The 22,752-nt window shown below is 75.9% G+C and carries 20 protein-coding genes and 1 pseudogene; 15 read left to right on the forward strand and 6 right to left on the reverse strand.

The genetic code is table 11. The features are described 5' to 3' along the window. Positions 1 to 150: 150 nt before the first annotated feature. Entirely contained in the window at positions 151 to 891 is a 741-nt protein-coding gene (locus ABD823_RS02140; RefSeq protein WP_344855283.1) for an SDR family NAD(P)-dependent oxidoreductase, read from the reverse strand. A gap of 156 nt (positions 892 to 1,047) precedes the next feature. On the opposite strand from ABD823_RS02140, the gene ABD823_RS02145 reads away from it, so the two are divergent. The 3 genes from ABD823_RS02145 to ABD823_RS02155 are packed head-to-tail and all read left to right on the forward strand — an operon-like array spanning position 1,048 to position 1,743. After that, on the forward strand, positions 1,048 to 1,320 hold the full coding sequence (locus ABD823_RS02145) for a WXG100 family type VII secretion target (protein WP_344855285.1): 273 nt from the start codon (positions 1,048 to 1,050) through the stop codon (positions 1,318 to 1,320). Between the two features lie 49 nt (positions 1,321 to 1,369). After that, positions 1,370 to 1,600 carry a hypothetical protein gene (locus ABD823_RS02150; protein ID WP_344855287.1) on the forward strand — a complete coding sequence of 77 codons (231 nt, stop codon included), beginning with the start codon at positions 1,370 to 1,372 and terminating at the stop codon, positions 1,598 to 1,600. Beyond that, a complete protein-coding gene (locus ABD823_RS02155; RefSeq protein WP_344855289.1) occupies positions 1,597 to 1,743 on the forward strand; it encodes a hypothetical protein in 147 nt (48 codons plus the stop codon). Before ABD823_RS02150 ends, ABD823_RS02155 begins: the two co-directional genes overlap by 4 nt. Positions 1,744 to 1,748: 5 nt before the next feature. On the opposite strand, the gene ABD823_RS02160 is transcribed toward ABD823_RS02155, so the two are convergent. After that, a complete protein-coding gene (locus tag ABD823_RS02160; RefSeq protein ID WP_344855291.1) occupies positions 1,749 to 6,908 on the reverse strand; it encodes a type VII secretion EssC family protein in 5,160 nt (1,719 codons plus the stop codon). 859 nt (positions 6,909 to 7,767) lie between these two features. On the opposite strand from ABD823_RS02160, the gene ABD823_RS02165 reads away from it, so the two are divergent. Both ABD823_RS02165 and ABD823_RS02170 read left to right on the forward strand, forming a co-directional pair. Beyond that, the gene (locus ABD823_RS02165) at positions 7,768 to 8,472 is read left to right on the forward strand and encodes a hypothetical protein (protein ID WP_344855293.1); all 705 of its coding nucleotides are present in this window, start codon (positions 7,768 to 7,770) and stop codon (positions 8,470 to 8,472) included. Position 8,473: 1 nt separating this feature from the next. Next, a complete protein-coding gene (locus tag ABD823_RS02170) occupies positions 8,474 to 9,460 on the forward strand; it encodes a hypothetical protein (RefSeq protein ID WP_344855295.1) in 987 nt (328 codons plus the stop codon). Between the two features lie 75 nt (positions 9,461 to 9,535). Here the strand turns inward: ABD823_RS02170 and ABD823_RS02175 are convergent, their stop codons facing one another. After that, positions 9,536 to 9,757 (reverse strand): hypothetical protein, encoded by a 222-nt coding sequence (locus tag ABD823_RS02175; RefSeq protein WP_344855297.1) that lies wholly within the window; start codon positions 9,755 to 9,757, stop codon positions 9,536 to 9,538. Between ABD823_RS02175 and ABD823_RS02180 the strand changes: the two are divergent. From ABD823_RS02180 to ABD823_RS02225, 10 genes and pseudogenes are all read left to right on the forward strand, one after another. Beyond that, a pseudogene (locus tag ABD823_RS02180) lies at positions 9,672 to 10,499 on the forward strand (TadA family conjugal transfer-associated ATPase); the annotation flags it as partial. The gene ABD823_RS02175 and the pseudogene ABD823_RS02180 overlap by 86 nt on opposite strands. 451 nt (positions 10,500 to 10,950) lie before the next feature. After that, positions 10,951 to 11,838 (forward strand): type II secretion system F family protein, encoded by an 888-nt coding sequence (locus ABD823_RS02185; RefSeq protein WP_344855299.1) that lies wholly within the window; start codon positions 10,951 to 10,953, stop codon positions 11,836 to 11,838. Then, positions 11,831 to 12,781 carry a type II secretion system F family protein gene (locus ABD823_RS02190; RefSeq protein WP_344855301.1) on the forward strand — a complete coding sequence of 317 codons (951 nt, stop codon included), beginning with the start codon at positions 11,831 to 11,833 and terminating at the stop codon, positions 12,779 to 12,781. The genes ABD823_RS02185 and ABD823_RS02190 overlap by 8 nt, the downstream gene beginning before the upstream one ends. 2 nt (positions 12,782 to 12,783) lie before the next feature. Then, positions 12,784 to 13,044, forward strand: a complete 261-nt coding sequence (locus tag ABD823_RS02195; protein ID WP_344855303.1) for a Flp family type IVb pilin — start codon at positions 12,784 to 12,786, stop codon at positions 13,042 to 13,044. Positions 13,045 to 13,048: 4 nt separating this feature from the next. Next, complete coding sequence (locus ABD823_RS02200; RefSeq protein ID WP_344855615.1) at positions 13,049 to 13,555, forward strand: TadE/TadG family type IV pilus assembly protein; 507 nt, start codon at positions 13,049 to 13,051, stop codon at positions 13,553 to 13,555. Then, positions 13,546 to 13,989, forward strand: coding sequence for a TadE/TadG family type IV pilus assembly protein (locus ABD823_RS02205; protein ID WP_344855305.1), 444 nt, complete (start codon positions 13,546 to 13,548; stop codon positions 13,987 to 13,989). The genes ABD823_RS02200 and ABD823_RS02205 overlap by 10 nt, the downstream gene beginning before the upstream one ends. A gap of 83 nt (positions 13,990 to 14,072) precedes the next feature. After that, the gene (locus ABD823_RS02210; protein ID WP_344855308.1) at positions 14,073 to 14,468 is read left to right on the forward strand and encodes a pilus assembly protein TadG-related protein; all 396 of its coding nucleotides are present in this window, start codon (positions 14,073 to 14,075) and stop codon (positions 14,466 to 14,468) included. A 142-nt stretch (positions 14,469 to 14,610) separates the two neighbouring features. Next, entirely contained in the window at positions 14,611 to 17,619 is a 3,009-nt protein-coding gene (locus tag ABD823_RS02215) for a BTAD domain-containing putative transcriptional regulator (protein WP_344855310.1), read from the forward strand. Positions 17,620 to 17,693: 74 nt separating this feature from the next. Continuing rightward, positions 17,694 to 18,455 carry a hypothetical protein gene (locus tag ABD823_RS02220; RefSeq protein WP_344855312.1) on the forward strand — a complete coding sequence of 254 codons (762 nt, stop codon included), beginning with the start codon at positions 17,694 to 17,696 and terminating at the stop codon, positions 18,453 to 18,455. Next, complete coding sequence (locus tag ABD823_RS02225; RefSeq protein WP_344855314.1) at positions 18,452 to 19,363, forward strand: hypothetical protein; 912 nt, start codon at positions 18,452 to 18,454, stop codon at positions 19,361 to 19,363. The genes ABD823_RS02220 and ABD823_RS02225 overlap by 4 nt, the downstream gene beginning before the upstream one ends. Positions 19,364 to 19,454: 91 nt before the next feature. On the opposite strand, the gene ABD823_RS02230 is transcribed toward ABD823_RS02225, so the two are convergent. The 3 genes from ABD823_RS02230 to ABD823_RS02240 form a co-directional block, all read right to left on the reverse strand. Beyond that, positions 19,455 to 19,955 (reverse strand): methylated-DNA--[protein]-cysteine S-methyltransferase, encoded by a 501-nt coding sequence (locus ABD823_RS02230; RefSeq protein WP_344855316.1) that lies wholly within the window; start codon positions 19,953 to 19,955, stop codon positions 19,455 to 19,457. A 181-nt stretch (positions 19,956 to 20,136) separates the two neighbouring features. Further along, positions 20,137 to 21,675: an Ada metal-binding domain-containing protein gene (locus ABD823_RS02235; protein ID WP_344855318.1), complete on the reverse strand. Its 1,539-nt coding sequence runs from the start codon at positions 21,673 to 21,675 to the stop codon at positions 20,137 to 20,139. A 106-nt stretch (positions 21,676 to 21,781) separates the two neighbouring features. Beyond that, positions 21,782 to 22,711: an NYN domain-containing protein gene (locus ABD823_RS02240; protein ID WP_344855320.1), complete on the reverse strand. Its 930-nt coding sequence runs from the start codon at positions 22,709 to 22,711 to the stop codon at positions 21,782 to 21,784. Between the last annotated feature and the right edge of the window lie 41 nt (positions 22,712 to 22,752).

Raw genomic sequence — 22,752 nt, forward strand, 5'->3', positions numbered from 1 at the left:
AGGCGCGGGCGATCCGCACGGCGATCTCACCACGGTTGGCGATCAGGACCTTCTGCACCGAGGTCGTTCCCTTCATGCACGCGGACAACGGGGCCGGACGGGCCTCCAACGGAGTGTAAGCGCCTCCTGATTCCCCGGTTCCGCCGGGTCTCACCTTCCGAGATACGCGCCGCCGTTGACGTGGATGACCTGGCCGGTTATGTGGCGCGCTTCCGGAGAGGCGAGGAATCGCACGGTCTCCGCCACGTCCTCGGGGGTGCCGGCGCGGCCGTTCCTCGTGTTCTCCACCCGGCGGCGTATGCCCTCTTCGGTGAGGCGGCCCCGGAAGAACTCGGTGTCCACGATCAGGCCGGGGGAGACGACGTTGGCGGTGATGCCGCGCGGCCCGAACTCGGCGGCCAGGTCGGCGGTCCACGCCTCCACGGCGGCCTTGGCGGCGCCGTACGACCCGGAGCCCGTCCCCCTGGCGGCGATCGAGCCGATCGTGACGATCCTGGCGTGGTCGGCGAGCCGGGGGGTCAGCGCGGTCGTGACGAGCACGGCCGACATCAGGTTGGCGTTGAGGTTGGCCCACCAGCCCTCGGCCACGTCCATCAGGTCGTCGTCGGCGGGCGCGCGGTCCAGGTCCGTGTTCCCTCCGGCGTTGTTGACCAGCACGTCCACTCGGGCGGGCAGCCTGTCCAGCGCCTCGCCCACGGCGACCGGGTCGGCCGCGTTGAAGGCGGCGTGACCGGCGCGCCCGGTACGGCCCGCGTCCAGCCGGTCGACCGCCTCCTTGAGCACCTGCTCCCGCCGCCCGGTGACGGTGACCCGGTCCCCCTGCGCGACGAACGCCGCCGCGATGGCGTATCCGATCCCGGTGCCTCCACCGGTCACCACGATCTCCCGCATTTCCGGCTGCCCCTCATATCGCGATAAACGGATAAAAAAACAACGGTGTCTGGCGGAGATCATAACCGCTGGGTATAACGCTGATAGCAAGTGATCCATGCGCGTACCGTGAGTTCGTTTGGTGACCCCTCTGACACCGATCCCGAAGGAGACGGCATGAGTCACAGCATGGTCGGTGGGAACCTGGAAGAAATGGACGCCATGGCCCGCCAGTTCCAGCAGCGGGCCGGCCAGGTGCAGGAGATCGTGGCCGCGCTGAACGCCGAGGCGGGAAAGGTCGGCGTGGCCTGGACCGGCCCGGGCGCCACGCGGTTCGGCGAGGCCTGGCAGAACTACCGGGTCGCCTTCGAGCGCATGGCAGAGGAACTCGCCGAGGCGTCGAGAGTGATCAACTCTTATCGTGGCAGGATCCACTCCGCCACGCAGTGACCCCGCCCGCCACAGCGCTGGTTCAGCGCTGACGTGCTGAACCAGCGCTGTGGCGACGATCCAGATCCGCGACATCCCCGACGGGGTCTGCCTCACCTACAAGGAGCGGGCGATGCGTGCCCGGCAGTCCTCGCAGGAATATCCGCTGGGCGAACTCGTCGCTGACGCCCGTCAGCCCAGCCTCGAAGAGATCCTCGAACGAGCCGAGGCCGGCGCGGTCGACACCGCCTCCCCCGAGGACATCCCGAGCGAGCCGGCCAGAGGAAGATCTCAAAAGTGATCGCGGCGGACGCGAGTGCGCTGGTCGAAGCGCCGGTGGGGAAAGGCGGATCGGCCGAGCCGCTGTCCTGTCCGTTGATCACCAGTGATGCGCGCATCGTCCGGGGTAACGGAGTGCGCTGCCAGATCGAGGTCTTCGCCTGACGTCATCACCCCGGCAGGGCCGTCTGGACCGGGGTCACCGTTCCCAGAGTGACGAGCAGGCCCCGGCCCGGAGGGCCGCCGACCGCGCCGCGCGGAAGCCGTACGGTGAACAGATCGCCGTCGGCGGGGCTCTGGACCGCCAGCAGCAGGCCGGTGCGGGACTTGCGGGCCTCGGCGACGAAGCCCCGGTAGGCGGTGGTCAGGTCGCCGGTGGAACCGGCGAGGATCAGGCCGTGCTCGCCGTCGCGGCCGGTGCGCAGCGCCTGTTCCAGGGCCGTGCCGAGCGGGCTGTCCGGGGAGAGCAGTTCGGCGTCGTCGACGAGCACCGCGTAGCGCTCCCGGCCCGCGACGGCCGCCGCCAGGTCACCCTCCCCGTCGAGCACGCCCAGCACCCCGTCGGCGCCCTCCAGCGCGCGCAGCGGGCTGCGCCTGGGGGTGACGAGGACGACCGGGGTGCCGTGGCCGAGCAGGGAGCGGGCGGCCGTCAGCAGCGCCGAGGAGCGGCCCGACCGGGGCGGGCCCGCGACGACCGCGCCGGGACCCTGGGCCTGCAGGTCGACACCGAGCGGGGCCAGGGAGTCGCCGCCGGCGCCGAGCAGCGCCCACAGGGGAGAGGGCGGCTCGAAGTCCGGCACCAGGCCCATCGCCTGCGTGGCGGTGATCCGCAGTGGCAGCGCGTCCACCCGCAGCGGCGGCTCGCCGTCCCAGATCCACACGGGCCTGCCCGGGACCTCGGCGGGCCGTGCGGTGCCGATCCGCTCCGCGGGCCCGGAAGGGCCGGAGGCGGCAGCCGCGGCGGTGCCGTCCGAGCCGGTCGCGGTGGTGCCGTCCGCGCTCTGCGCGGCGGTGCCGGCGGAGTGCACCTGAGGGGCGGCGGTGCCGGGGAACCGGTCGGGCACCGTCCGGGCGAGCGCCTGCACCACGGCGACCTGCGCGGGACCGGAGGGGTCGGCGTCGAGCAGGGCGATCTGGCTCTCGGTCAGGCCGTGCTCTCCCATGGACAGCGCCCGGCCGGGAGCGAGGGCGGCGGGCAGGTCCTTGACGGGCAGCCCGGCCAGCCCGTAGTCGGCGGGGTCGGCCAGGCGCAGGATCAGTCGGTCGTCGAAGACGGTGGAGATCTGCCCGAGCAGCGCGGACCGGTCACCGGTCACCACGGCGCGGAGCCCGACGGCCGGGCCCTCCCGAAGCAGCTGCAGCAGGGCGTCGACCAGCCGCCCGTAGTCGTAGCCCTCGAACGCCGCGACGAACCCCTCCCAGCGGTCGAGCATCAGCACCAGCCAGGGCGGCCGCGGGGCGCCGGAGGAGGCGCGCATCTCGGCCAGGGAGGCGTATCCGGCCTCGGCCAGCAGTTGCTGGCGCCGCCCGACCTCCGCCCGCAGGCGGGCCAGCAGGCGCTCGACCCGGTCGAGCTGGTCGCGGGTCACCACGGCGCCGCAGTGCGCCATCGCCACCAGGGGAAGCAGCGCCCCCGACCCGCAGTCGATCGCGTGCAGGTGCACGTCCTGCGGGGACGCGCCCGCGGCGATCGCCCCCGCCAGCGTGCGCAGCGCGGTGGACCGCCCGCTGCGGGCCGTACCGGCGATGAGCAGGTGCCCGCCGTGCGCCAGGTCGAGCTCCAGCGCCCGCCGGTCCTGTGCCCACGGCAGGTCGGTCGTCCCGAACACCAGCGGGGGCACCTCCTCACTCCCCACCAGGTACGGCGGGCGGCCGCCCACCGGCTCCCGGGGCGGGTCCGCGCGTCCGTCCGCCCGCCCGGAACCGTCCGCACCGGGGCGCGGAGCCGGACCCGGCCCTCCGGAGAGGGCCGGGCGCCCGGAGGAACCGGACGGGTCGGGCAGGTCCGGAAGGACGACGAGGTCGGGGAGCGGATCGAGCCAGGGGCTGGGCTGCTCGGGGATCCCGGCGATCCGGGCCGCCTCCCGCAGGGCGTCGACGAGCAGCGACAGGTCGGTGTCGGGGGAGCCCTCCGCCCCGGAGTCGGGCGCGGCCACCGGGTGGCCCAGCGCCCGCCAGCCGATCTCGGTCACCCGTGTCCGGGCCTCGCCCGCCGCGGCGGGGCTCCGCCCGCCGATCCGCGCGGTCTGCACCGCCACCGGGGCGCCCGCCCCCGAGCGCACGTAGCACCGGCCGGGGGTGGACTTGGCGATGCGGGCGGCGTCGGGGGCGCCGATGACGTCGGAGGACTCGGAGGCGTCGGTCACCCGCAGCGCGATCCGCAGCGAGGTGTTCGCCTGGATGTCGGGGGTCACCACGCCCGCGGGCCGCTGGGTGGCGAGGATCAGGTGGACGCCCAGCGAGCGGCCCCGCCGGGCGATGTCCACCAGCCCGGCCATGAAGTCGGGCAGCTCGCCGACCAGCGCGGCGAACTCGTCGATCACCAGCACCAGCCGGGGCAGCGGCGCGGGCGGCGCCGGGGGCGGCCGGTCACCGCCCCGGCCGCGCAGCGGCGTGACCGGGGCGGCGATCGAGGAGGGGCCGCCGGCCACCAGCAGGTCGCGGGAGGCGCGGGCCGTCCGGGCGTCGCGCAGCGCGTGGTAGTCCTCGATGTCCTTGGCGCCGGCCGCCAGCAGCAACCGCTCCCGGCGCCGGATCTCGGCCGCGAGGGAGGCCAGGGCCCGCTGGGTGAGGTGACCGTCCAGGTCGCTGACCATGCCGACCGTGTGCGGGAGCCGTACGCACTCCTTGAAGGCGGCTCCGCCCTTGTAGTCGATCAGCACGAACGTCATCTCGTCCGGCCGGTTGGCGACCGCGAGCGAGCAGATCAGCGTCTGCAGCAGCTCGGACTTGCCCGCGCCGGTGGTGCCCGCGATGAGCGCGTGCGGCCCGTCCCGGCTCAGGTCCACGGAGAACGGGCCGTCCGGCCCGACGCCGATCACCGCCTCGGTGGAGCGGCCCCACCGCTCGGCGAGCGCCGCTCCCGACAGGACGCCCGCTCCGGCGCCGCCCGCGGCGCCGGAGGGGCCGGGGGCCGCGGGGCCCGCAGCCGCGGGGGGAAGCGGGCTCCGCGGGCCGGGGGAGCCCGGGGAGACGGGCGGCCAGGGGGACACGGAGGACGTGCGGAGCTCCGGGGCCGGGTGGAGCCGGAGCAGGTCCAGCAGCCGGGCGGAGGAGGGCAGGGCCGAGCCCGCGTCGTCGCGGCTGACGTCGCGCACCGGGGCCAGGGAGCGGGCCAGCCGGTCGCACCAGGAGGGCGAGACCTGGTCGGCCAGGACCTCGCCGAGGTCGTCGAGGCCGCCGCCGCGCAACCGGAGCAGGCCGTCCGGCTCCGCCCGCACGACGGTGGCGCACTCCTCGGGCAGCAGCCGCTGGTCGTCGTCCAGCGCCAGGGTGTAGACGCCCGCGCGGGGGCCCTGGCGCAGCACCTGCGGCATGCCCGGCAGGGCGCGCAGCACCCGGGCGCCGTCCAGGAGGACCAGCACGTCGTGGGGGCGCTCGTCGTAGACGGGCGTCTCCGGGGCCGCCGTGCCGGCGAGCCCGCCCCAGCCGGACGGGAGGCGGGCGGCAGCCGCCGGTCGACCCTCCTCGCCGAGGCGCTCGTCGATCAGCGCGGTCAGCTCGCCGACCCGGCGGGCGGCCGCCTCCGGGTCGGCGCCGACCAGCGCCACGCAGTCCTCGCCGCCGTGCGGGGCGCAGTGCGGCAGCCAGCGGACCCAGTTCCACCGCTCCTCGCCGTCGCCGTGCGCCGACAGCACCACGATCGCCAGGTCGCGCGGGCTGTGCAGGACGGCGGCCTGGCCGACGAGCCAGCGGGCCAGACCCGCGGTGACGTCCCGGGGACCGGTCAGACCCGCCACGCCGAGACGCCGCATGGCCAGCGCCACCGGCACCGCCCGGCAGATCGGCGGCTCGGGCAGCGGCGCGTCGGGCGGGGCGGCGCGCTCCGGGACGAACTCCAGGTCGGCGGCCAGGTCGGCGAGGCCGATCCGGAGGCGGAGCGCGTCGGGGTCGTGGTCGCGGCGCTCCCAGAGCCGCCGCCGCGGCCCGGTCGCGGTCAGCAGCACCTCGGCCGGGTCGGGGGAGGCGGCGCGGCGCGCGGCCTCGTCGGCGGCGCGGGCCCGCTCCACGGCGGCCTCGAAGACCGCCAGGCGCTCGCGGTAGTCCTTCATCTGCTGCCGGTACCGCTTGCGGCCGTGCCTGCGGTCGCTCCACCACTGCCCGATCATGATCAACGGGCTCAGCAGCGCGAACAGCAGGAAGTACCACGTCTTGAGGACCCAGGCCATGCCCAGGCCGAGCAGGAGGGGCAGGGCCGCGGTCAGCAGCTGCAGCCGCATGGTCTCGGCCCGCCGGGGCTCGGCCGGGACCTCCAGGCGCCGCTCGGCCGCCGGAGGGCGGAGCCGGGGCGGCCGGTTGTAGGCGAGCCCGCCGCCGGGCCGGGGGTCCAGGTGCGCGTCGGGCGGCTCGACGGCCGTCAGCGTCAGCACCGAGGAACCGCAGGTCAGCACCGCGTGCTCGGGCCAGTCGACCGCCCGCTCCACCGGCTCGCCGTCCAGCAGGAGACCCGCGACGTCCTCGGGGGACCGGGGGCGGGAAGGAGCGGTGCGCTCCGCCGGGCCGACGTCCGGGGCCGAGCCCCCGCGCCGCGGGCGGCGCGGCCCCGCAGGGCGGCCGGAGGAGCCCCGCGCCGGGGGGAGGGAGCCCGAGGAGGCGCCCGTCCGCGGCACGACGGGCTCCACGGTGACGGCGTCGGGGGTGAGCCGCACGACGGCTGCCCGGGCGGGCAGGAGGGGATCGTGCAGGGCGACCGTGCAGGCGGGGTCGGAGCCGACGGTGTGCACGCCGAAGCCCAGACGGTGCACGGATCCGGCGGCCGGGCCGCCGGCCACCCGGATCTCCACGATGCCGCCGGGCTCGTCGGCGAAGGTCGAGACGGCCAGGCGCCGGTCGAGGGTGACCAGGTCGCCGTCGCGCAGCAGGCCGAGCACGGGTGCGTCGGGGGGAAGGGCGCGGCCGTCCCGCCAGAGCTCGGGCGGCGCGGTCCCCGCGCCGGAGCGGCCCAGGCCGTAGGGGGCCCGGCTGCGGGTCAGCCGGACCACGTTGGTGTGCCGTTCGCCCGCCTGCCCGGCGAGCGCCTCGGCGAGCCGGGCGACCGTGGTCGTCTCGTCACCCTCGACCAGGACGTCCCGGTCGGCGTGCTCGCTGAGCACGGTGAGCATGATCCGCATCGCCGCTCTCCTCGGTCAGGCCCCCTGCCAACCTAGCGACTGGGGACGGTCTGGGAAGGGGCATTCGCGGCAGACGCGCGCACTCGGGGGCGCTATGTGGAAAACCTCCCTTCCTGTGGACAACTTCCGGTCGGTGCCGACGTGTCGTGCCGTTTCCCGTGGACATCCACCATGCCGGAAACGGTCGGGCGCGCGGGGAGCGTCCGGCCCCATCTGTGGAAAACCTCCCCGCCTGTGGATAACTCACGGGGACGGGGGGCTTCCCCGGCCGGGGCGGCCCGCCGGAATCCCGTGGGGGCGAGGCGGTCCGCGGAGAGGCGGAAGCGCGCGAGGGCGGCTCACCGGCGGCCGGCGGTCCGCTGGGTGACCCGCGGGGAGGGGCGGGAGCCCGGTGGTGCGGGCGGGGAGAGGCCGCCGGTGCCCCGGCGGCCCTGCGGGCGGAGCCGCCCGACGGCCGCCCGGAGGGCGCGGCGGAGTCCTCCCGCGCCGGGCGGGACCCGCCTGGACCGCGTTGCCATGGTCCCAGGACGGCATGTCTTGAACGGGTTCAGAATGAGTCGGCGTGAAAGGTGGTGCACAACCAGGAAGGGTCGGGGTGAACTTCGCCCGGATGGCGGTGAAATGGCTGGTGTGGCCAGTGTGACGGTTGTTAAATGCATTTATTTCCGTCCGTATCGCTAGCCGGTCCCGATGTCATCCACCGGACGAGCAAGGTTCCTGTGAACTGGCATTGACAAGCTGTTCCTACCAAACGAGCATTGGTCCTCGCTTTTGCCCTACGGCACATCGGCAAGGTACGCATAATGGCGTAAATTCGACCAGTAACCCATACGTGATCACTCTGGGAGCCCCCTCGCCCATGAGGACGACAAGCGAGAAGCCATCAGGCCGCGCGCCGGTGAACGCGGACCGGACCGCTCCGGCGGGCGCCCTGTCGGGGCCGGCGGCACGGAAACTCCCCGTTCCCCCGCGCGAGCGCAAACCCGCGCTCGCGGCGCTCGCCGTCCTGCTCATCCTGGGCGGGGCGCTCGCCACCACCCTGCTGGTGCTGCGCAGCGGCGACCGGGTCTCCGCCATCCAGGTCGTCCAGCAGATCGGGACCGGGCAGCCCATCACCGAGGCGGCGATGCGCGAGGTCCAGATCGCCGACACCGGCATCGGCTACGTGCCCTACTCCGCGCGCGCCGAGGTCGCGAAGACCTTCGCCCGCGTCACCATCCTCCCGGGCACGCTGCTCACCGAGGCGATGACCCTGTCCGCCAGCGAGGAGCTCGGCCCGGGGAAGGCCCAGGTGGGCCTGGCGCTCAAGCCCGGGCAGATGCCCTCCACGCTGCGGGCGGGCGACCGGGTCCAGGTCGTCCACGTGCCCGCGCGGGGCGAGTCGAGCGGCTCGCCCGGTCGCGTGCTCGCGCAGAGCGCGCTCGTGCACAGCGTCGGCGCGCAGGGCCGCGGCGGCTCCGCCGGGCAGATCACGATCATCGTGGACTCCTCGATCTCCCCCACGGTCGTGGGCTACTCCGCCCGGGGCGAGATCGCCCTGGCCGAGCTGCCGGGAGCGCGCTGACGTGGCGCTCATCGTGCTGGCCGCGGACAAGGGCGCACCCGGCGTGACCACGGCGGCCACGGCGCTCGGTGCGGTCTGGCCGCGCCCGGTGCTGGTGGCGGAGTGCGACCCCGCCGGAGGGGACCTCGCCTACCGGCTGCCCGCCGCCGACGGCGGCGTGCTCAATCCCGGCCGCGGGCTGCTCACGCTGGGGGCCACGGCCCGCCGCGGCCTGACCCCCGCGCTGATCCACGAGCACACCCAGAAGATCGTCGGCGGGCTGGACGTGCTGGCGGGGCTCACCCACGGGGAGCAGGCGGCCGGCCTGACCTGGCTCTGGGGACCGCTCGGCCGGGCGTTCGCCGCGTTGCCCGGCGCCGACGTGCTGGCCGACTGCGGCCGCCTGGGCGGGCACCCCGAGCTGGGGGAGCTCGTCGCCGAGGCGGAGCTGGTCGTCCTGTTCACCCGGGGGAGCCTGGACCACGTCGCCCACCTGCGCGAGCGCCTGCACGTGATGCCGAGGGGGACGCGGGCCGGGGTGGTGGTGATCGCCGACCCCCGGCAGTATCGGGGGACGATCGACGACGTCCGCAGGATCGTCGCCGCGACCGGCAGGGACGTCTCCTTCGTGGCGGGGCTCGCGCACGACCCCAAGGGCGCCGAACTGCTGCGCGGGCAGTGGGGAGGCCGCCTGGACCGCTCGCTGCTGATCCGTACCGCGCGAGAGCTCGCCGGCCGCCTGGCCGCCGAGATCCCCCCGGACGCCCCGCCCTCCCGCGAGGTCTCGGCCCCGTACGGCCCGGCGCCCGCCCCGCCCGGTGATCCCGGTCCGTACGGCGGTGCCCCCGGCCCGCGGCGCGTCCCGGGCCCACGGGACGACGCCCCCGGTCCGCGGAGCGGTGCGTCCGCCCTGCGCGGTGACGCCCCCGGCCCGTACGGCCCGGCACCCGCCCCCCAGGGTCCCCCGGCCCCGTACCCCGCCCCGGCCGGATGGCGGGAGGGTACGTGAGCGGGCGGAGCGAGCGAGCCATGGGCGCGGCAGCCCTGCTCACGCGGCCGACGAAGGAGGCCGCGTGAGCATCGATCACACCCTGGTGAAGAGGTTCCGGCAGGAGGTCGGCGACCGGCTGGCCCACCAGCGCCGTCTGGACCAGGCCAGCGGCCTGCCCCCGATGACCGGCGAGGACGAGCGGCAGTTCGCCCGGGCGCTGATCGCGCAGGTGCTGGAGGAGTACGCCCGCGGTGAGATCGGCGTCGGCCGTACGCCGCCCACCGCCGAGGAGGAGGAGGCCCTCGCCTCCGGCATCCACGCGGCGCTGTTCGGCGTCGGCCGGCTGCAGCCGCTGCTCGACGACCCCGAGGTCGAGAACATCGACATCAACGGCTGCGACCGGGTCTTCGTCGGCTACGCCGACGGCCGGGAGGTCATGGGGGAGCCGGTCGCCGACTCCGACGAGGAACTGGTCGAGCTGATCCAGATCCTCGCCGCCTACAGCGGCCTGTCCAGCCGGCCCTTCGACACCGCGAACCCCCAGCTCGACCTGCGGCTCCCGGACGGGTCGCGGCTCTCGGCGGTCATGGACGTGACGGTCCGCCCGGCGGTCTCCATCCGCCGCGCCCGGCTCGGCAAGGTCTTCCTCAGCGACCTGGTGGGCAACGGCACGCTCACCCCGACCCTGGGCCGCTTCCTGTCGGCCGCCGTCGCGGCCAGGAAGAACATCATGATCGCCGGTTCCACCAACGCCGGGAAGACGACCCTGCTGCGCGCGCTGGCCAACGAGATCCCGCCGACCGAGCGGCTCATCACCGTCGAGCGCGCGCTGGAGCTGGGCCTCGACCAGTTCCCGGAGCTCCACCCGAACGTGGTGGCCTTCGAGCAGCGGTTGCCCAACTCCGAGGGCCAGGGTGAGATCAGCATGGCCGAGCTGGTCCGCCGCTCCCTGCGCATGAACCCCTCCCGGGTGATCGTCGGAGAGGTCCTCGGCGACGAGATCGTCACCATGCTCAACGCGATGACCCAGGGCAACGACGGGTCGCTGTCCACCATCCACGCCAACTCCTCGATGGAGGTCTTCAACCGGATCGCCACCTACGCGCTCCAGGCCGCCGAGCGGCTGCCGATCGAGGCCACCCACATGCTGATCGCGGGCGCGATCGACTTCGTGGTCTTCATCGAGAAGCGCAACGACTACGCCCGGGGCGGGCGGCTGCGGCGCTTCGTGTCGAGCGTGCGCGAGGTGGCCGGCGTCGACGGCCGGGTGCTGTCCTCGGAGGTCTTCACCGCCGGGCCGGACGGCCGTGCGACGCCGCACGCGCCGCTGTCCTGCCTGGAGGAGCTCGCCTACCACGGCTACGACCCCGGGGAGTGGACATGGCGGCCGCCGCGCGCGGCGCGGCGGGCGGACGGCCCGGCGCGGCCGTCCCGTGCGGCGCGGCGGGCGGACGGCCCGGTGCGGGAACGGCCCCGCCCCGCGGGCCGCGGCCGGGGAGGCGGTGCCGGTGATCCCGATCCCGCCGGGGCTGCTCGACCCGCTGGCGCTGCTCGCCGGAGCCGCCGTGGGCGGCGGCCTGTTCCTGCTGGGCCTGGCCCTGTACGGCGTGCGTCCCCGCCCGCCCGCCCCCGGCAGGAAGGCCGGGCGGCGCGAGCTGCTGAAGGCCCTGTCCACCAGGTCGGCCGCCGGGGCGATCGCCGGGGTGGCCGTGCTCGCGGTGACGGGGTGGCCGGTCATGGCGGCCGGCGCCGTACTGCTGGCCCTGGGCTGGCGCGGTCTGTCCGGCGGCGCTGCGGAGGAGCGGACGGCGATGCGGCGGCTGGAGGGCCTGGCCGCCTGGACCGAGTCGCTGCGCGACACCATCGCCGGGGCCTCCGGCCTGGAGCAGGCGATCCCGTCCTCGATCCGGGCCGCCTCCCCGATGCTCCGCCCGCACCTGCGCGACCTGGTGGACCGCCTGCACACCCGGATGCCGCTGCCCGACGCGCTCCGCCTGTTCGCCGACGAGCTCGACGACCCCTCGGCCGACCTGGTGGTCGCCGCGCTGATCCTCAACTCCCGGCTGCGCGGCCCCGGCCTGCGCGACGTGCTCGGCGCGCTCGCCGTATCGGCCCGCGAGGAGCTGGACATGCGCCGCCGGGTCGAGGCCGAGCGGCGCTCCACCCGGCGCAGCGTGCAGATCGTGACCGGTACGGCCGTCACCTTCGCGGCGGTCCTGGTGGTGTTCAACCCCGACTACGTGGCCGAGTACGACGACGCCCTCGGCCAGGCGGTGCTGGTCGTGGTGGCGGGTTTCTTCGGCGCCGGGTTCGCGTGGATGCGGCGCCTGGCCCGGTTCGACAAGCCCGCCCGCCTGCTGGGCCTGTCCTCCGGAGGCGAGGTGCGTGATGACTGAGGCGCTGTTCGCCGGGGGAGTCCTCGGCCTCGGCCTGTTCCTGCTGGTGCGGGCGCTCTTCCCGGCCCGGCCGGGACTGGTGACGCGGCTGCTGGCGCTGGACGCGGCCCGGGAGGGCACCGACGCCCCGCGCATGCGGCTGGTCCTGCCCGACGAGGAGGTCAGCGCGTTCCGGCGCGGACTGGGTGAGCGGATGGCCCGCCTGTACGCGGCCCGCGGCTGGGAAGTCCGGTCGGCCAGGGCCGATCTGGCGCTGCTCGGCAAGTCCTTCGAGGGGTTCCTGGCCACGAAGGCGCTGCTGGCCGCCTCCGGCCTGCTGGCCTTCCCGCTGCTGGCGGGCTGGCTGGCGCTGATGGGCTGGGGCGTCTCGCTGACCGTCCCGCTGTGGAGCGCGCTCGCCGTCGCCGCGGTCTTCTTCTTCCTGCCGGACCTGCAGATCCGGCGGGACGCCGCGCGGATGCGCCGCGATTTCCGGCACGTGGTCGGCGCCTTCCTCGACCTGGTGGCGATGAACCTGGCCGGCGGGCGGGGCGTACCGGAGGCGCTCATGATGGCGGTCTCGGTGAGCACGGCGAGTGCGGCGAGCACGGCGGATCCCGGGGAGGGCGCGAACTGGGCGATGGCCCGGATCCGCGAGGCGCTCGGCAACGCCCGGATCGTCGGCATCACCCCCTGGCAGGCGCTCGGCCAGCTCGGCGACGAGATCAACGTGGACGAGCTGCGCGACCTGTCCGCAGCGCTCGGCCTCGTCGCCGACGACGGGGCCAAGGTCCGCGCCTCTCTGACCGCACGCGCCGCGACCCTGCGGCGGCGTGAGCTCGCCGAGGTGGAGGGGCAGGCGGGCGAGCGGTCCCAGTCGATGCTCGTCGCCCAGCTCCTGCTCTGCGCGGGTTTCGTGATCTTCCTGAGTTTCCCGGCCGCTATGAAGATGTTGGGGTCCTGACCATGGTCAACCATCCGTGGGTCGTCTATACGGTCGCGCTGCTGAGCGTGCGGATCGACAAGGCGCGCAACGCCCCCACCCGGGGGGCCTCGGCCGTCGAGTGGGTCATCATCACCGCCATCATCGCCGGGGTCGCGCTCGGCCTGGCCACGCTCATCAGGCAGCTGGTCCAGGACAAGCAGGCGGAGATCTCCGACCAGTTCGGCGGCGGAGGCGCGGGCGGTGACACCGGAGGTGACGGCGGTGGCGGCACCGAGCCGTGACCGGGTGCGCGGCCGGGACCGTCCTGCCGGTGCCGGTGCCGGTGCCGGTGCCGGTGTCGGCGTTCGCGTCCGCGTCCGTGACCGTGACCGTGTCCGCGTCCGTGGTCCGGAACGGGAACGGGGGGCCACCGCCGTCGAGCTCGCCATGATCATGCCGGTGGTGCTGGTCGTCATCCTGCTCGTGGTGCAGTTCGCCCTCTGGTTCCACGGCCGCCAGGTGGCCGACGCCGCCGCGCGGGAGGGCGCACGGCTGGCCAGGGTCGACACCGACTCCTGGCGGGAGGACGCCGAGGCCCGGGCCGGCGAGGTGCTCCGGGCCGTCGGCCCCGGGCTGCTGTCCGGGGCCACCGCCACCGCCTGGGAGGACGGTGACCGGCGCGGTGTCGAGGTCACCGCGACCGCGGTCCAGGTCGTGCCGCTGCTGCCGTCCACGACGTTCACCGTCACCGCGCGCTTCGGCGGCCCGGTCGAGTGCTTCCGCCCCGACGACGGGAGTGAGGGATGCCAGTAGCCCGCCCGGCCGGTCGCCGTCCCCGGTCTCCGCACGTCCGGTGCGCGGACGGGGCCGAGCGCGGGTCGCTCTCGGCCGAGACGGTGCTGCTCGCCCCGGTCTTCCTGCTCTTCCTGCTCTTCCTGGTCGGCGCGGGCCGGGTCGTGGAGGCCCAGGGCGAGGTCAACGGCGCGGCCAGGGACGCGGCCCGGGCCGCCTCGGTCGAGCGCACCCGCGCCGACGCTGAGGCTTCCGCCGCCGACGCGGCCGAGGCGTCCCTGTCCGGTGAGTGCGAGCCCGCGGTCAGTCTGGACGGCACCCAGTGGCAGGAGGGCGGCCGGGTCAGGGTCGAGGTGTCCTGCTCCCTGGATCTCGGATTCCTCGGCTTCGGCGCGGCCAAGGAGATCCGCGGCGACTCGGTGGTCCCCCTGGAGCGCTTCCGGAGGGTGGAGTGAACCGGATCCGCGCGGGCCGTACCCGTTCCCCCCGTCTCCGCTTCCTCCGTGCCCCGGCCCGGTACGGCGGGGACCGCGGGTCGATGGCGGTCTTCACGGTGCTGTTCTCCGCCGTGGTCTTCCTGCTGGCCGGACTGCTGGTGGACGGCGGGGCCGCGATCAACGCCCGGCTGCGGGCCGCGGACGTCGCCGAGCAGGCCGCCCGGGCCGCGGCCGACCGGATCGACGTCGAGCACCTGCGGCAGACCGGCCAGGTCCGGCTGCTGACGGGTGAGGAGGTCTGCGCCGCCGCCGAGGAGATCGTCTCCGCCCACGCCGCCGCCGACGCCGAGCTCACCGCGTGCGAGCCGGGGGAGGCGGAGGTGGAGGTGACCGTCTCCGTCCGCTGGGAGGCGTTCTTCCTCGCCGCGCTCGGCTTCCCGGGGTCGGCGATGGAGGCCGCGGTCGTGGCGGGCCCGGACATCGGGGAGGAGGCGTAGTGCCGCGGGACCGGCGCCGGTTCCGGGCCGGGATCCAGACCGATCGGGTCGCCCGGGCGGCCGGGGCGGCGGCGGGCGGCGACCCTGGACACGGGAGCCCGAAGGAGGCTGAGGAACGCTGAAGGACAGGGAGGGGAGACGCATGCCGGCACGGCAGCCCGTGCGCATCAGGCCCAGGCGCACGCCCGGCGACCTGCTCGCCGGGATCGGCGCGCTGGCCCTGCTGGTCGCGCTGGTCGGCGGGGTCCCCTACGCGCTGCTCCGGCTCGCCGGGCCGCCGCTCCCGCCGGAGCTGCTCGACCTGGACCTGCTGAGCAGCCAGGTGGGCACCGGCACGGTCGTGGCGATCCTGGTGCTGCTGGTCTGGCTGGCCTGGCTGCAACTGGTCGTCTGCGTGGCCGTCGAGCTCTACGCCGGGATCCGCCGGGTCGGCATGCCCGCCCGGGTCCCGCTCGCCGGCGGCACCCAGGCGCTGGCCAACCGGCTGGTCTCGGCGGTCCTGCTGCTGTTCACGGTCTCGGCGGTGGCCGTCCCCCTGGTGCGGCCGACCGGCCCGCCCGCCGACCGCCCGGCGGCCGCCGCCGCGGCCGACGCCTCCCCCCTGGCCGCGCCGGTCACCGGGGAGCGGGCGTCGCTGGTGCCGGTGGAGAAGGCCAAGAAGGTCTACGTGGTCCAGCCGCCGCACGGGCGGCACCACGAGAGCCTGTGGGAGATCGCCGAGAAGTGCCTGGGCGACGGCCGCCGCTACCCGGAGATCTACCGGCTCAACCAGCACAAGGAGCAGCCCGACGGCAGCCGGTTGCGCATCGCGGACCTGATCCGGCCCGGCTGGGTCCTCGACATGCCGGACGACGCCAGGAACGTGCACGTCGTCCCAGCAGGCCAGTCGCGCCCCGACACGCTCCGGGAGCATCCCGGAGCGCCCGCCGAGCTGGACGGCCGCACCCGGTACGAGGCCCCCGGCCCGTCCGGCGCGCCCGCCGTGCGGTCCGAGCCGGCCCCGGACGCCTCGCGGGAGCGGCCCGCCGTACGGCCCGGCGCCCCGGAGCAGGTCCGGGAGCCGGTCCCCGAACGGGCCGCGGAAGGAGCTCCCGAGCGGCCTGCGGAAGGAGCTCCCGAGCGGTCCGGCCCGCCCGCGGCGGCCGACCCCGGCCCCGCCCAGGCCGGCCCCGCCGTCCCCGGCGGCGGGAGGACCGGATACCCCGAGGAGACCGGGAAGCCGGGCGATCGCGGTGCCCCGGGCGGCCCGGCCGACCGCGGTGGCCACGCCAACCACGGTGATCCCGGTGATCCCGGTGATCCCGGTGATCCCGGTGATTCGGCGCCGGGCATGCTCGACTATCTGGCCGCGGCCTCGCTGGCCGCGGCGGGGCTCCTGGCGGCGCTCGGGCGCAGGCGCCGGGAACAGCTCTGGCACCGGGCGTTCGGACGGCGGATCGTCCGCCCCCGGCAGGACGCGGCCGAGGCCGAACTCGCGCTCCGGCTCGGCGCGGACGCCCCCGGCAGCCGGATGCTGGACCTCGGGCTCCGGCTCCTGGGCCGCTCCCTGGCCGAGGCCGGGCGGGTCCCGCCGACGGTCTACGCCGCCCACCTGTCCCCGCGCCACCTCGACCTGTGGATCCACCCGCCGGACCCCGACGCCCCCGCGCCGTGGACCGCCTGCGACGGCGGGCAGGTCTGGCGGCTGCCCGCGCACGAGGGCAGGATGCTGGACGAGCGGGCGCTGTCCGACGCGCCCGCGCCGTACCCGGGGCTCGTCTCCCTGGGCGGGGACGGCGAGGGCCGGCTCCTCGTCGACCTGGAGGCCGCGCACGGCCTGATCGCCGTCACCGGGGCGCAGACCACCGCCGCGCTGGCCGCGCTCGCCGTGGAGCTCGCCACCAACCGCTGGTCGGACCGGATGCGCGTGACGCTCGTCGGCTTCGGCGAGGAGCTGGCGGTGATCGCCCCCGAGCGGATCCGGTGCGTGAGCAGCCTGGCGGAGGTCCTGCCGGAGCTGGAGGCCGAGGCGCGGGCAGCGGACGCCGGCCGCGGCGCCGAGGTGCTCACCGGGCGGATCCACGGCCGCGCCGCCGACCCCGTCTGGTCGCCGCACTACCTGCTCTCCGCGATCGCGCCGAGCCCGGAGGAGGCGCGGAGACTGGCGCTGCTCGCCCGCAAGGGGGTGCGGACGGCCACCGGCCACGTCGTCGCCGGTGACGTGCCGGACGCCACGTGGCACTGGGAGATCGGCCAGGACGGCCGCCTCCGGGTGGACGCGCTCGGCTTCGAGGTGACGGCGCAGCTGCTGCCCCGCAGGCAGTACCGGGCGCTGGTCGAGCTGTTCTCCACCGCCCGGGACCTCGGGGGTGAGCCCCTGTCCGACGACGCCGGGCCGGTCCCGCAGGACCCCTCGGTGGAGGTGCGGATCCTCGGCCCGGTCGAGATCGCGGGGCCGCCGCCGATGGAGGAGGGCCGGGCCGCGCTCGCCGTCGAGATGGTGGTCTACCTGGCCACCCACCCGAGCGGCGTGCACCCGGTCGTGCTGGGCGGCGTGCTGTGGCCGCGCGGCGTGCAGGCCGTGGTGCGGGACGCCACCATCGCCCGGGTGGCCGCCTGGCTGGGCACCGACTCCGCGGGCCGCCCCAACCTGTACGCCGACGAGTCCGGGCGGCTCCGCCTCGGCCCGCAGGTGCGGACCGACTGGATGCTCTTCCGCGACCTGGTCCGCCGCTCCCACGCGGACGCCGCGGCGCGCGCCGGGCTGCTGGAGCAGGCGCTCGGCCTGGTGCGGGGGCCGCTGCTGAGCGGCCGCCCGCGCGGCCGCTACGCGTGGCTGGCCGCCGACGACCTGGAGTACGAGGTGACGGCGGGGGTCGCGGACGCGGCGCACCGGCTCTGCGAGGTGTGGCTGGAGTACGGCGAGGCCGACCGGGCGGTGGCCGCGGCCCGCGCCGGGCTGCTGCTGGCCGCCGACGACGAGGGGCTCTGGCGCGACCTGCTCCGGGCCGCCCACCGGACCGGCGACCCGGCCCGCCTGCGGGCCGTGGCCGACGCCCTGCACCGGCGGGCCGCCTCCCACCCGTACGGCGGCGGCATGGCGCCGGAGACGGAGGCCCTGATCGACGAGCTGCTGCCCACCTGGCGGATGAGTTCGGCGCCGTCGGCGTGAGGGGAGGGGCGCGAACCATGCCGATCCGTGCATACCGGTGGCCGCGGACGGGAGCGGCTCCTAGCGTGGTCGGCGTGCGTGTGCCGACCGCGCCGGCCGTGCCGACCGTACCGGCCGCGCCGGCCGTGCTGATCACCGCGCTGGTCGCCGTGCTGATCGCAGGGACGGCGGGCTGCTCCTCGCGGCCCGCCCCGGCGTTCACGCCCGGCGACCTCCGGGCGGGCGCGTCCGGAGGATCCGCCGCGCCGGGGAGCGGCGGGACCTCCGGGAACCCCGGGGGGCGAGGGAACCCGGAGGGCCCCGGCGACCCCGCGAGCACGGCCTCCCCGGCGGCCGCCGCACCCGGGACGGAGACGGTCCAGGCCGCGCCCGGCGTGCGGGTGGCGGTGGAGGCGCCGGCCGCGGCGGATCCGGACACGGCGGGCATGGTGGCGGTGGTCCGCGACTACTTCGCCGAGTCCCTGCGGGCGATCGCGGGCGGCGGCGAGGACGACGCCTACCTGGGACGGCTGGAGATGGACGGCAGCCGGCAGGGCTACGACTGGGTGCACTCCTTCGTCGACGAGGGCCGCTCGGTGCGCGGCACCGCCCGGCTGTACGGGTTCGTCGTCCGCGCGGTGGACGGTCCCGGGGCGGAGCTGGGCCTGTGCGTGGACCTGTCCGGGATGCGGGTGCTGGACGCGCGGACCGGGAGGGCCCGCAGGCCGGAGTCCTGGATGCGCAGGCCGTACTTCCAGGTCGTCGCGGTCCGGCGGTACGACGACGGGACCCGCAGGATCCGGAGGCTCCTCTACTCCCTGCCTCCCGGCGACAGTGCGGAGGGATGTCAAAGATGATCATGAAAGCGGTCCTGGCGGGCGTCCTGGCGCTCGCCCCGGTGCCCCCAGGGGAGGGCTTCCAGGAGGGGCGGACGGCCGGAGTCCGCCTGCAGAACTCGCAGATCGTCATCACCGGGACCGGGCTCGGGGGCGGCCGGGGCGACGGTTACCGGATCAAGCGCCCCTGCTGGTACGAGCCGGGCAAGGACGCCGCCGGCATGCTCCGGACCCAGGAGGACCTGCGGGCCTGGTGGTTCCGGCTCACGCCGGGCGCCACCGAGGAGAAGTTCCAGGAGTTCCTCAAGCAGTTCAAGGACAAGGTCGGCGAGGACGGCCGGTGGTGGACGCCCGCCTACAACGCGGCCGACCCCGGCGGGAACGCCTGCTGGAACGGCCTCGAACCCTTCGTCTGGGTGCCGCCGGGCACCACCCCGCCCGCCGGGATCACCATCGCCGAGCTGGTCGAGATCGCCCGCGCCGCGCTGACCGTGCCCGAGCCGCAGGTCGAGCTCAACCCGGACGCCAAGAGCTACGTCAACCTGCCGACCTGGGTCTGGCTGGACGGGGCGGGGCAGACCACCCGCTCGGTGACCGCCACGATCCCGGGCTTCATGAGCGCGACCGTGACCGCCACCCTCGACGGGCTGAGGATCGACCCCGGCACGACCGCCGACCGCGCCGAGGTCAAGGAGGACTGCGGGCCGCGCGGCCGGCCGTACGCCAAGGGGGCGGAGTTCACCTGCGGGGTCCGCTACCTGCGCGCCTCGGCCGACCAGCCGCGCAAGGTCTACGAGCTGACGGTGACCTCGGTCTGGGAGGTCGAGGTGGAGGACGACGTGGTGCCGTTCGCCTACGACCCCGTCGAGGTGGGCGCCACCCGCGACGTCCCGGTGGGCGAGGTGCAGAGCGTCGTCCGCGGCGGCTGAGCGGCGCGGGTCCGCCCGCGACGGGCGCCGCGGGCGGCCCGCCACGGCCCGCCACGGCCCGCCACGGTCCGGCCTGGTCCGGCCGGGCCGCCTACAGGACGGCCTTCTCGTGCGCCAGCAGCCAGCGCTTGACCGGCGTGCCGTAGTAGTAGCCGCCGTAGCCGCCGGTCGACGGCAGCACGCGGTGGCAGGGGACGAACGGGGCGATGAGGTTGCCCGCGCAGGCCCCGCCCGCGGCCCGGGCCGCGGTCCGCGGCATGCCCGCCCGCTCGGCCAGCTCCGCGTAGGTGACGGTGGTGCCGGGAGGCACCTCGCGCAGGGCCGCCAGCAGCCGCTGCCGCCTCGGCGTGCCGGGCTGGCTGACCGGCACGCCGTCCAGGGCCTTCAGGTCGCCGTCCAGATAGTCGCGTACGGCCTGCGCGGCGGGGCCCAGGTCGGCGACGGGGGTCAGGCCGAGGCTCCGCAGCGCGGGCGGGAGCCGGGCGAACATGTCCTCGGCCTCGGCGGTGAAGCCGGCCGCGACCAGCACCCCCTCGTGGGAGAGCAGCGCCAGCGGGCCGGTGGGGGTGGGCAGGATCTGTGCCTCGATCATCGGAACTCCTCGGAAGGTGGAGGCCCCGGCCGTCAGGCGCGGGGAGAGGCCGGGACGCGTGCTTCGGTCGTCGTGGGGGAGCGCCCGGTGCCCGGCGGCGCCGGGCGGGGGCTCCCGGGGAGCGGGACGGCGGGGCCCGGCCTCGCGGAGGGCGGGCAGGGGCTCGATCCCGGTGCGGCGGTCATGCGGAGTTCCACAGGTGCAGGGCGGCGTAGGCCCGCCAGGGGCGCCACCGCTCGACGTGGTCGTCGGGGATGCCCAGGCACGCCATGGACCGCCGGAGCACGAGGTCGCCCTCCGGCCACGCGTCCGGGTCCCGCAGCGCCCGCAGCGCGATGTATCCGGCCGTCCACGGCCCGATCCCGGGCACCCGGAGCAGCGCGGAGACGGTCTCGCCGGGTTCCTGGGCCCCGTCCAGGTCGATCTCGCCGCCCACCACCCGCTCGGCCAGCGCCCGCAGGGTGGCGACGCGCCGCCCGGTCAGCCCGAGCCCGTCCAGGTCGGCGGCCAGGAGCTGCCCGGCGGTGGGGAACAGGAGGGCGAGGCCGTCCTGTTCCGGGGGAGCGTCCGCCGGGGCGGGGAAGGCGGGCCTGCCGGCCCGGGCGACGATGCGGCCCAGGAGCGTGCGGGCCCCGGCGACGGAGATCTGCTGACCGACCACGGCGCGCACGGCCAGCTCGAAGCCGTCCCACGCGCCGGGCACCCGCAGGCCCGGGCGGGCCTCGACGAGCGGGCCCAGCGCGGTCTCCCCGAGGGCGGCGGAGATGGCCACGGGATCGGCGTCGAGGTCGAGCAGGCGGCGGCAGCGGGCGACCACGCGGGCGAGGTGGCGGGTGTCGCCGAGGCGCACGTCCAGGCGGACGTGGCCGGGCAGCGGCGTCAGCGTGACCACGCCCTCGGGGACGGCCCGGGTGTAGCTCCAGCGCTCCGGCCCGGGCAGGCCGCGAGGACCGCCGGGCAGGTCGCCGTCCGGTTCGGGCGGGCCGTCGACCCGCTCCAGGCCGGGGATCGCCCGGGCGCGCAGGAACCGCATCATGGCCGCGGCCTCGTACGGCTCGCGCCGGTGCAGCCGGAGCGTCAGGGCGGCCCCGGGAGCGGTGGCGGTGCCGGGGCCCGCGGCGGGGCGGCCGGCCGGTCCCGTCCCGGTCCGGCCCGCGGTGGCCCGCAGCTCGCCGGGGGTGAAGCCGTAGGTCTCCTTCATGGTCGCGTTGAACTGCCGCACGCTGCCGAAGCCCGCGGCGAAGGCCACGTCCGTGATCGGCAGCGAGGTCTCGGTCAGCAGCTGCTTGGCCAGCAGCAGGCGTTTGGTCCGGGCGACGGCCAGCGGCCCCGTGCCCAGCTCGGCGGTGAACAGCCGGCGCAGGTGCCGCTCGGTGATGTGCAGCCGCCGGGCCAGCCCCGCCACCCCGGCGTCGTCGGCCACGCCCTCGTCGATCAGCCGGAGCGCCCGGCCGATCACGTCGCCCCGCAGGTCCCAGCCGGGGTCGCCGGGGCTGAGCTCGGGGCGGCACCGCTTGCAGGGCCGGAACCCGGCCGCCTCCGCGGAGGCGGCGTGCCGGTAGAAGCGCACGTTGCGCAGCGCGGGCGTGCGGGCCGGGCAGATCGGCCGGCAGTAGATGCCCGTCGAGGTGACCGCCGTGTAGAACCGCCCGTCGAACCGGGGGTCCCGCGCGACGACGGCGCGGTAGCAGGAGTCGGAGTCGAGTTCTCTCAGGGACACGCTTACGACGCTATCCCCAGCGCAGGCCGTACGGCTGGCGGGAATCGGACGTCACCGTGGCGGGTCCGGCCGCGGCCGCCCGTCCCGGCGGCGGGCGGGCGCCGGGTCAGCGGGAGGAGATGCCGACGCCCAGGTCGAACTCGCGGTAGACGCGGGCCCAGAAGCCGTCGCGGAGCCAGACGCGGGCCTCCGGGAACGGGCGCAGCGAGTGGCCCAGCTCCTTCTCCGCCTCGATCAGCAGCTCGGTGTCGATCACCGTGGGCAGGATCGGGCCGGGGAGCAGGTCGCGGATGTTGTCGCGGCCGCGGGTGAGGATCCATTTCTGCGCGACGTGCTCGCCCACCTCCTCGACCCGGGGGCGGCTGGGGCCGAGCTTGGTGACCCCGCCCGCCGGGACCTTGGGCTTGACGGCGGGAGCGCGGCCGGCGAAGACCTGGGCGGGGGAGGGCGTGGCCGGGGGGACCGGCACGGGCTGGGGGGCGCGGCTGAAGAAGTCGCGCAGGAAGTCGGCGCTGAGGATCTCGACGGTGTCGGCCTCCCAGACGAGCCGCTCGGCCTGGTTGGTGCCGTACGGCGGCTCGACGCCCCACAGGTGGATGCGCACGCCGTACGCCTGGGCGGCCTCGACGGCCGGCACCATGTCCTCGTCCCCGGCGATCAGGATGGTGTCGCTGACCGCGTGGTGCCGGGCCAGCGCCTCCAGGTCGCTGCGGATCTGCGCGTCGACGCCCTTCTGCTGGCCGCGGGCGTTGAGGTTGCCCAGTCGCACCTTGACCCAGGGGAGCTGGGCGATGACGCGCTGGTCCACCGTGGGCACGCGGTCGCGGGCGGCGTCGTACCAGTAGATCCGGAGCAGCTCGCCGTGGATGCGGGTCTCGGCGTGCTTCTGCAGGGCCTGGATCAGCTCGTCCGCGGCGACGCGGTACTCCTTGCGCTCCTTGGCGCCGAGGAGCACCTCGCCCGCGGCCGCGTAGAGGTAACCCACGTCGACCAGCACGGCGTACTTCGCCGCGACGGGGCGAGCGGTGAGGTCCATGTCGTCCTCCAGGCCTCGCGGCTAGCTGATCGGCTGACTAT

This window comes from Planomonospora alba (genome assembly GCF_039534085.1).
Lineage (GTDB): Bacteria > Actinomycetota > Actinomycetes > Streptosporangiales > Streptosporangiaceae > Planomonospora_B > Planomonospora_B alba.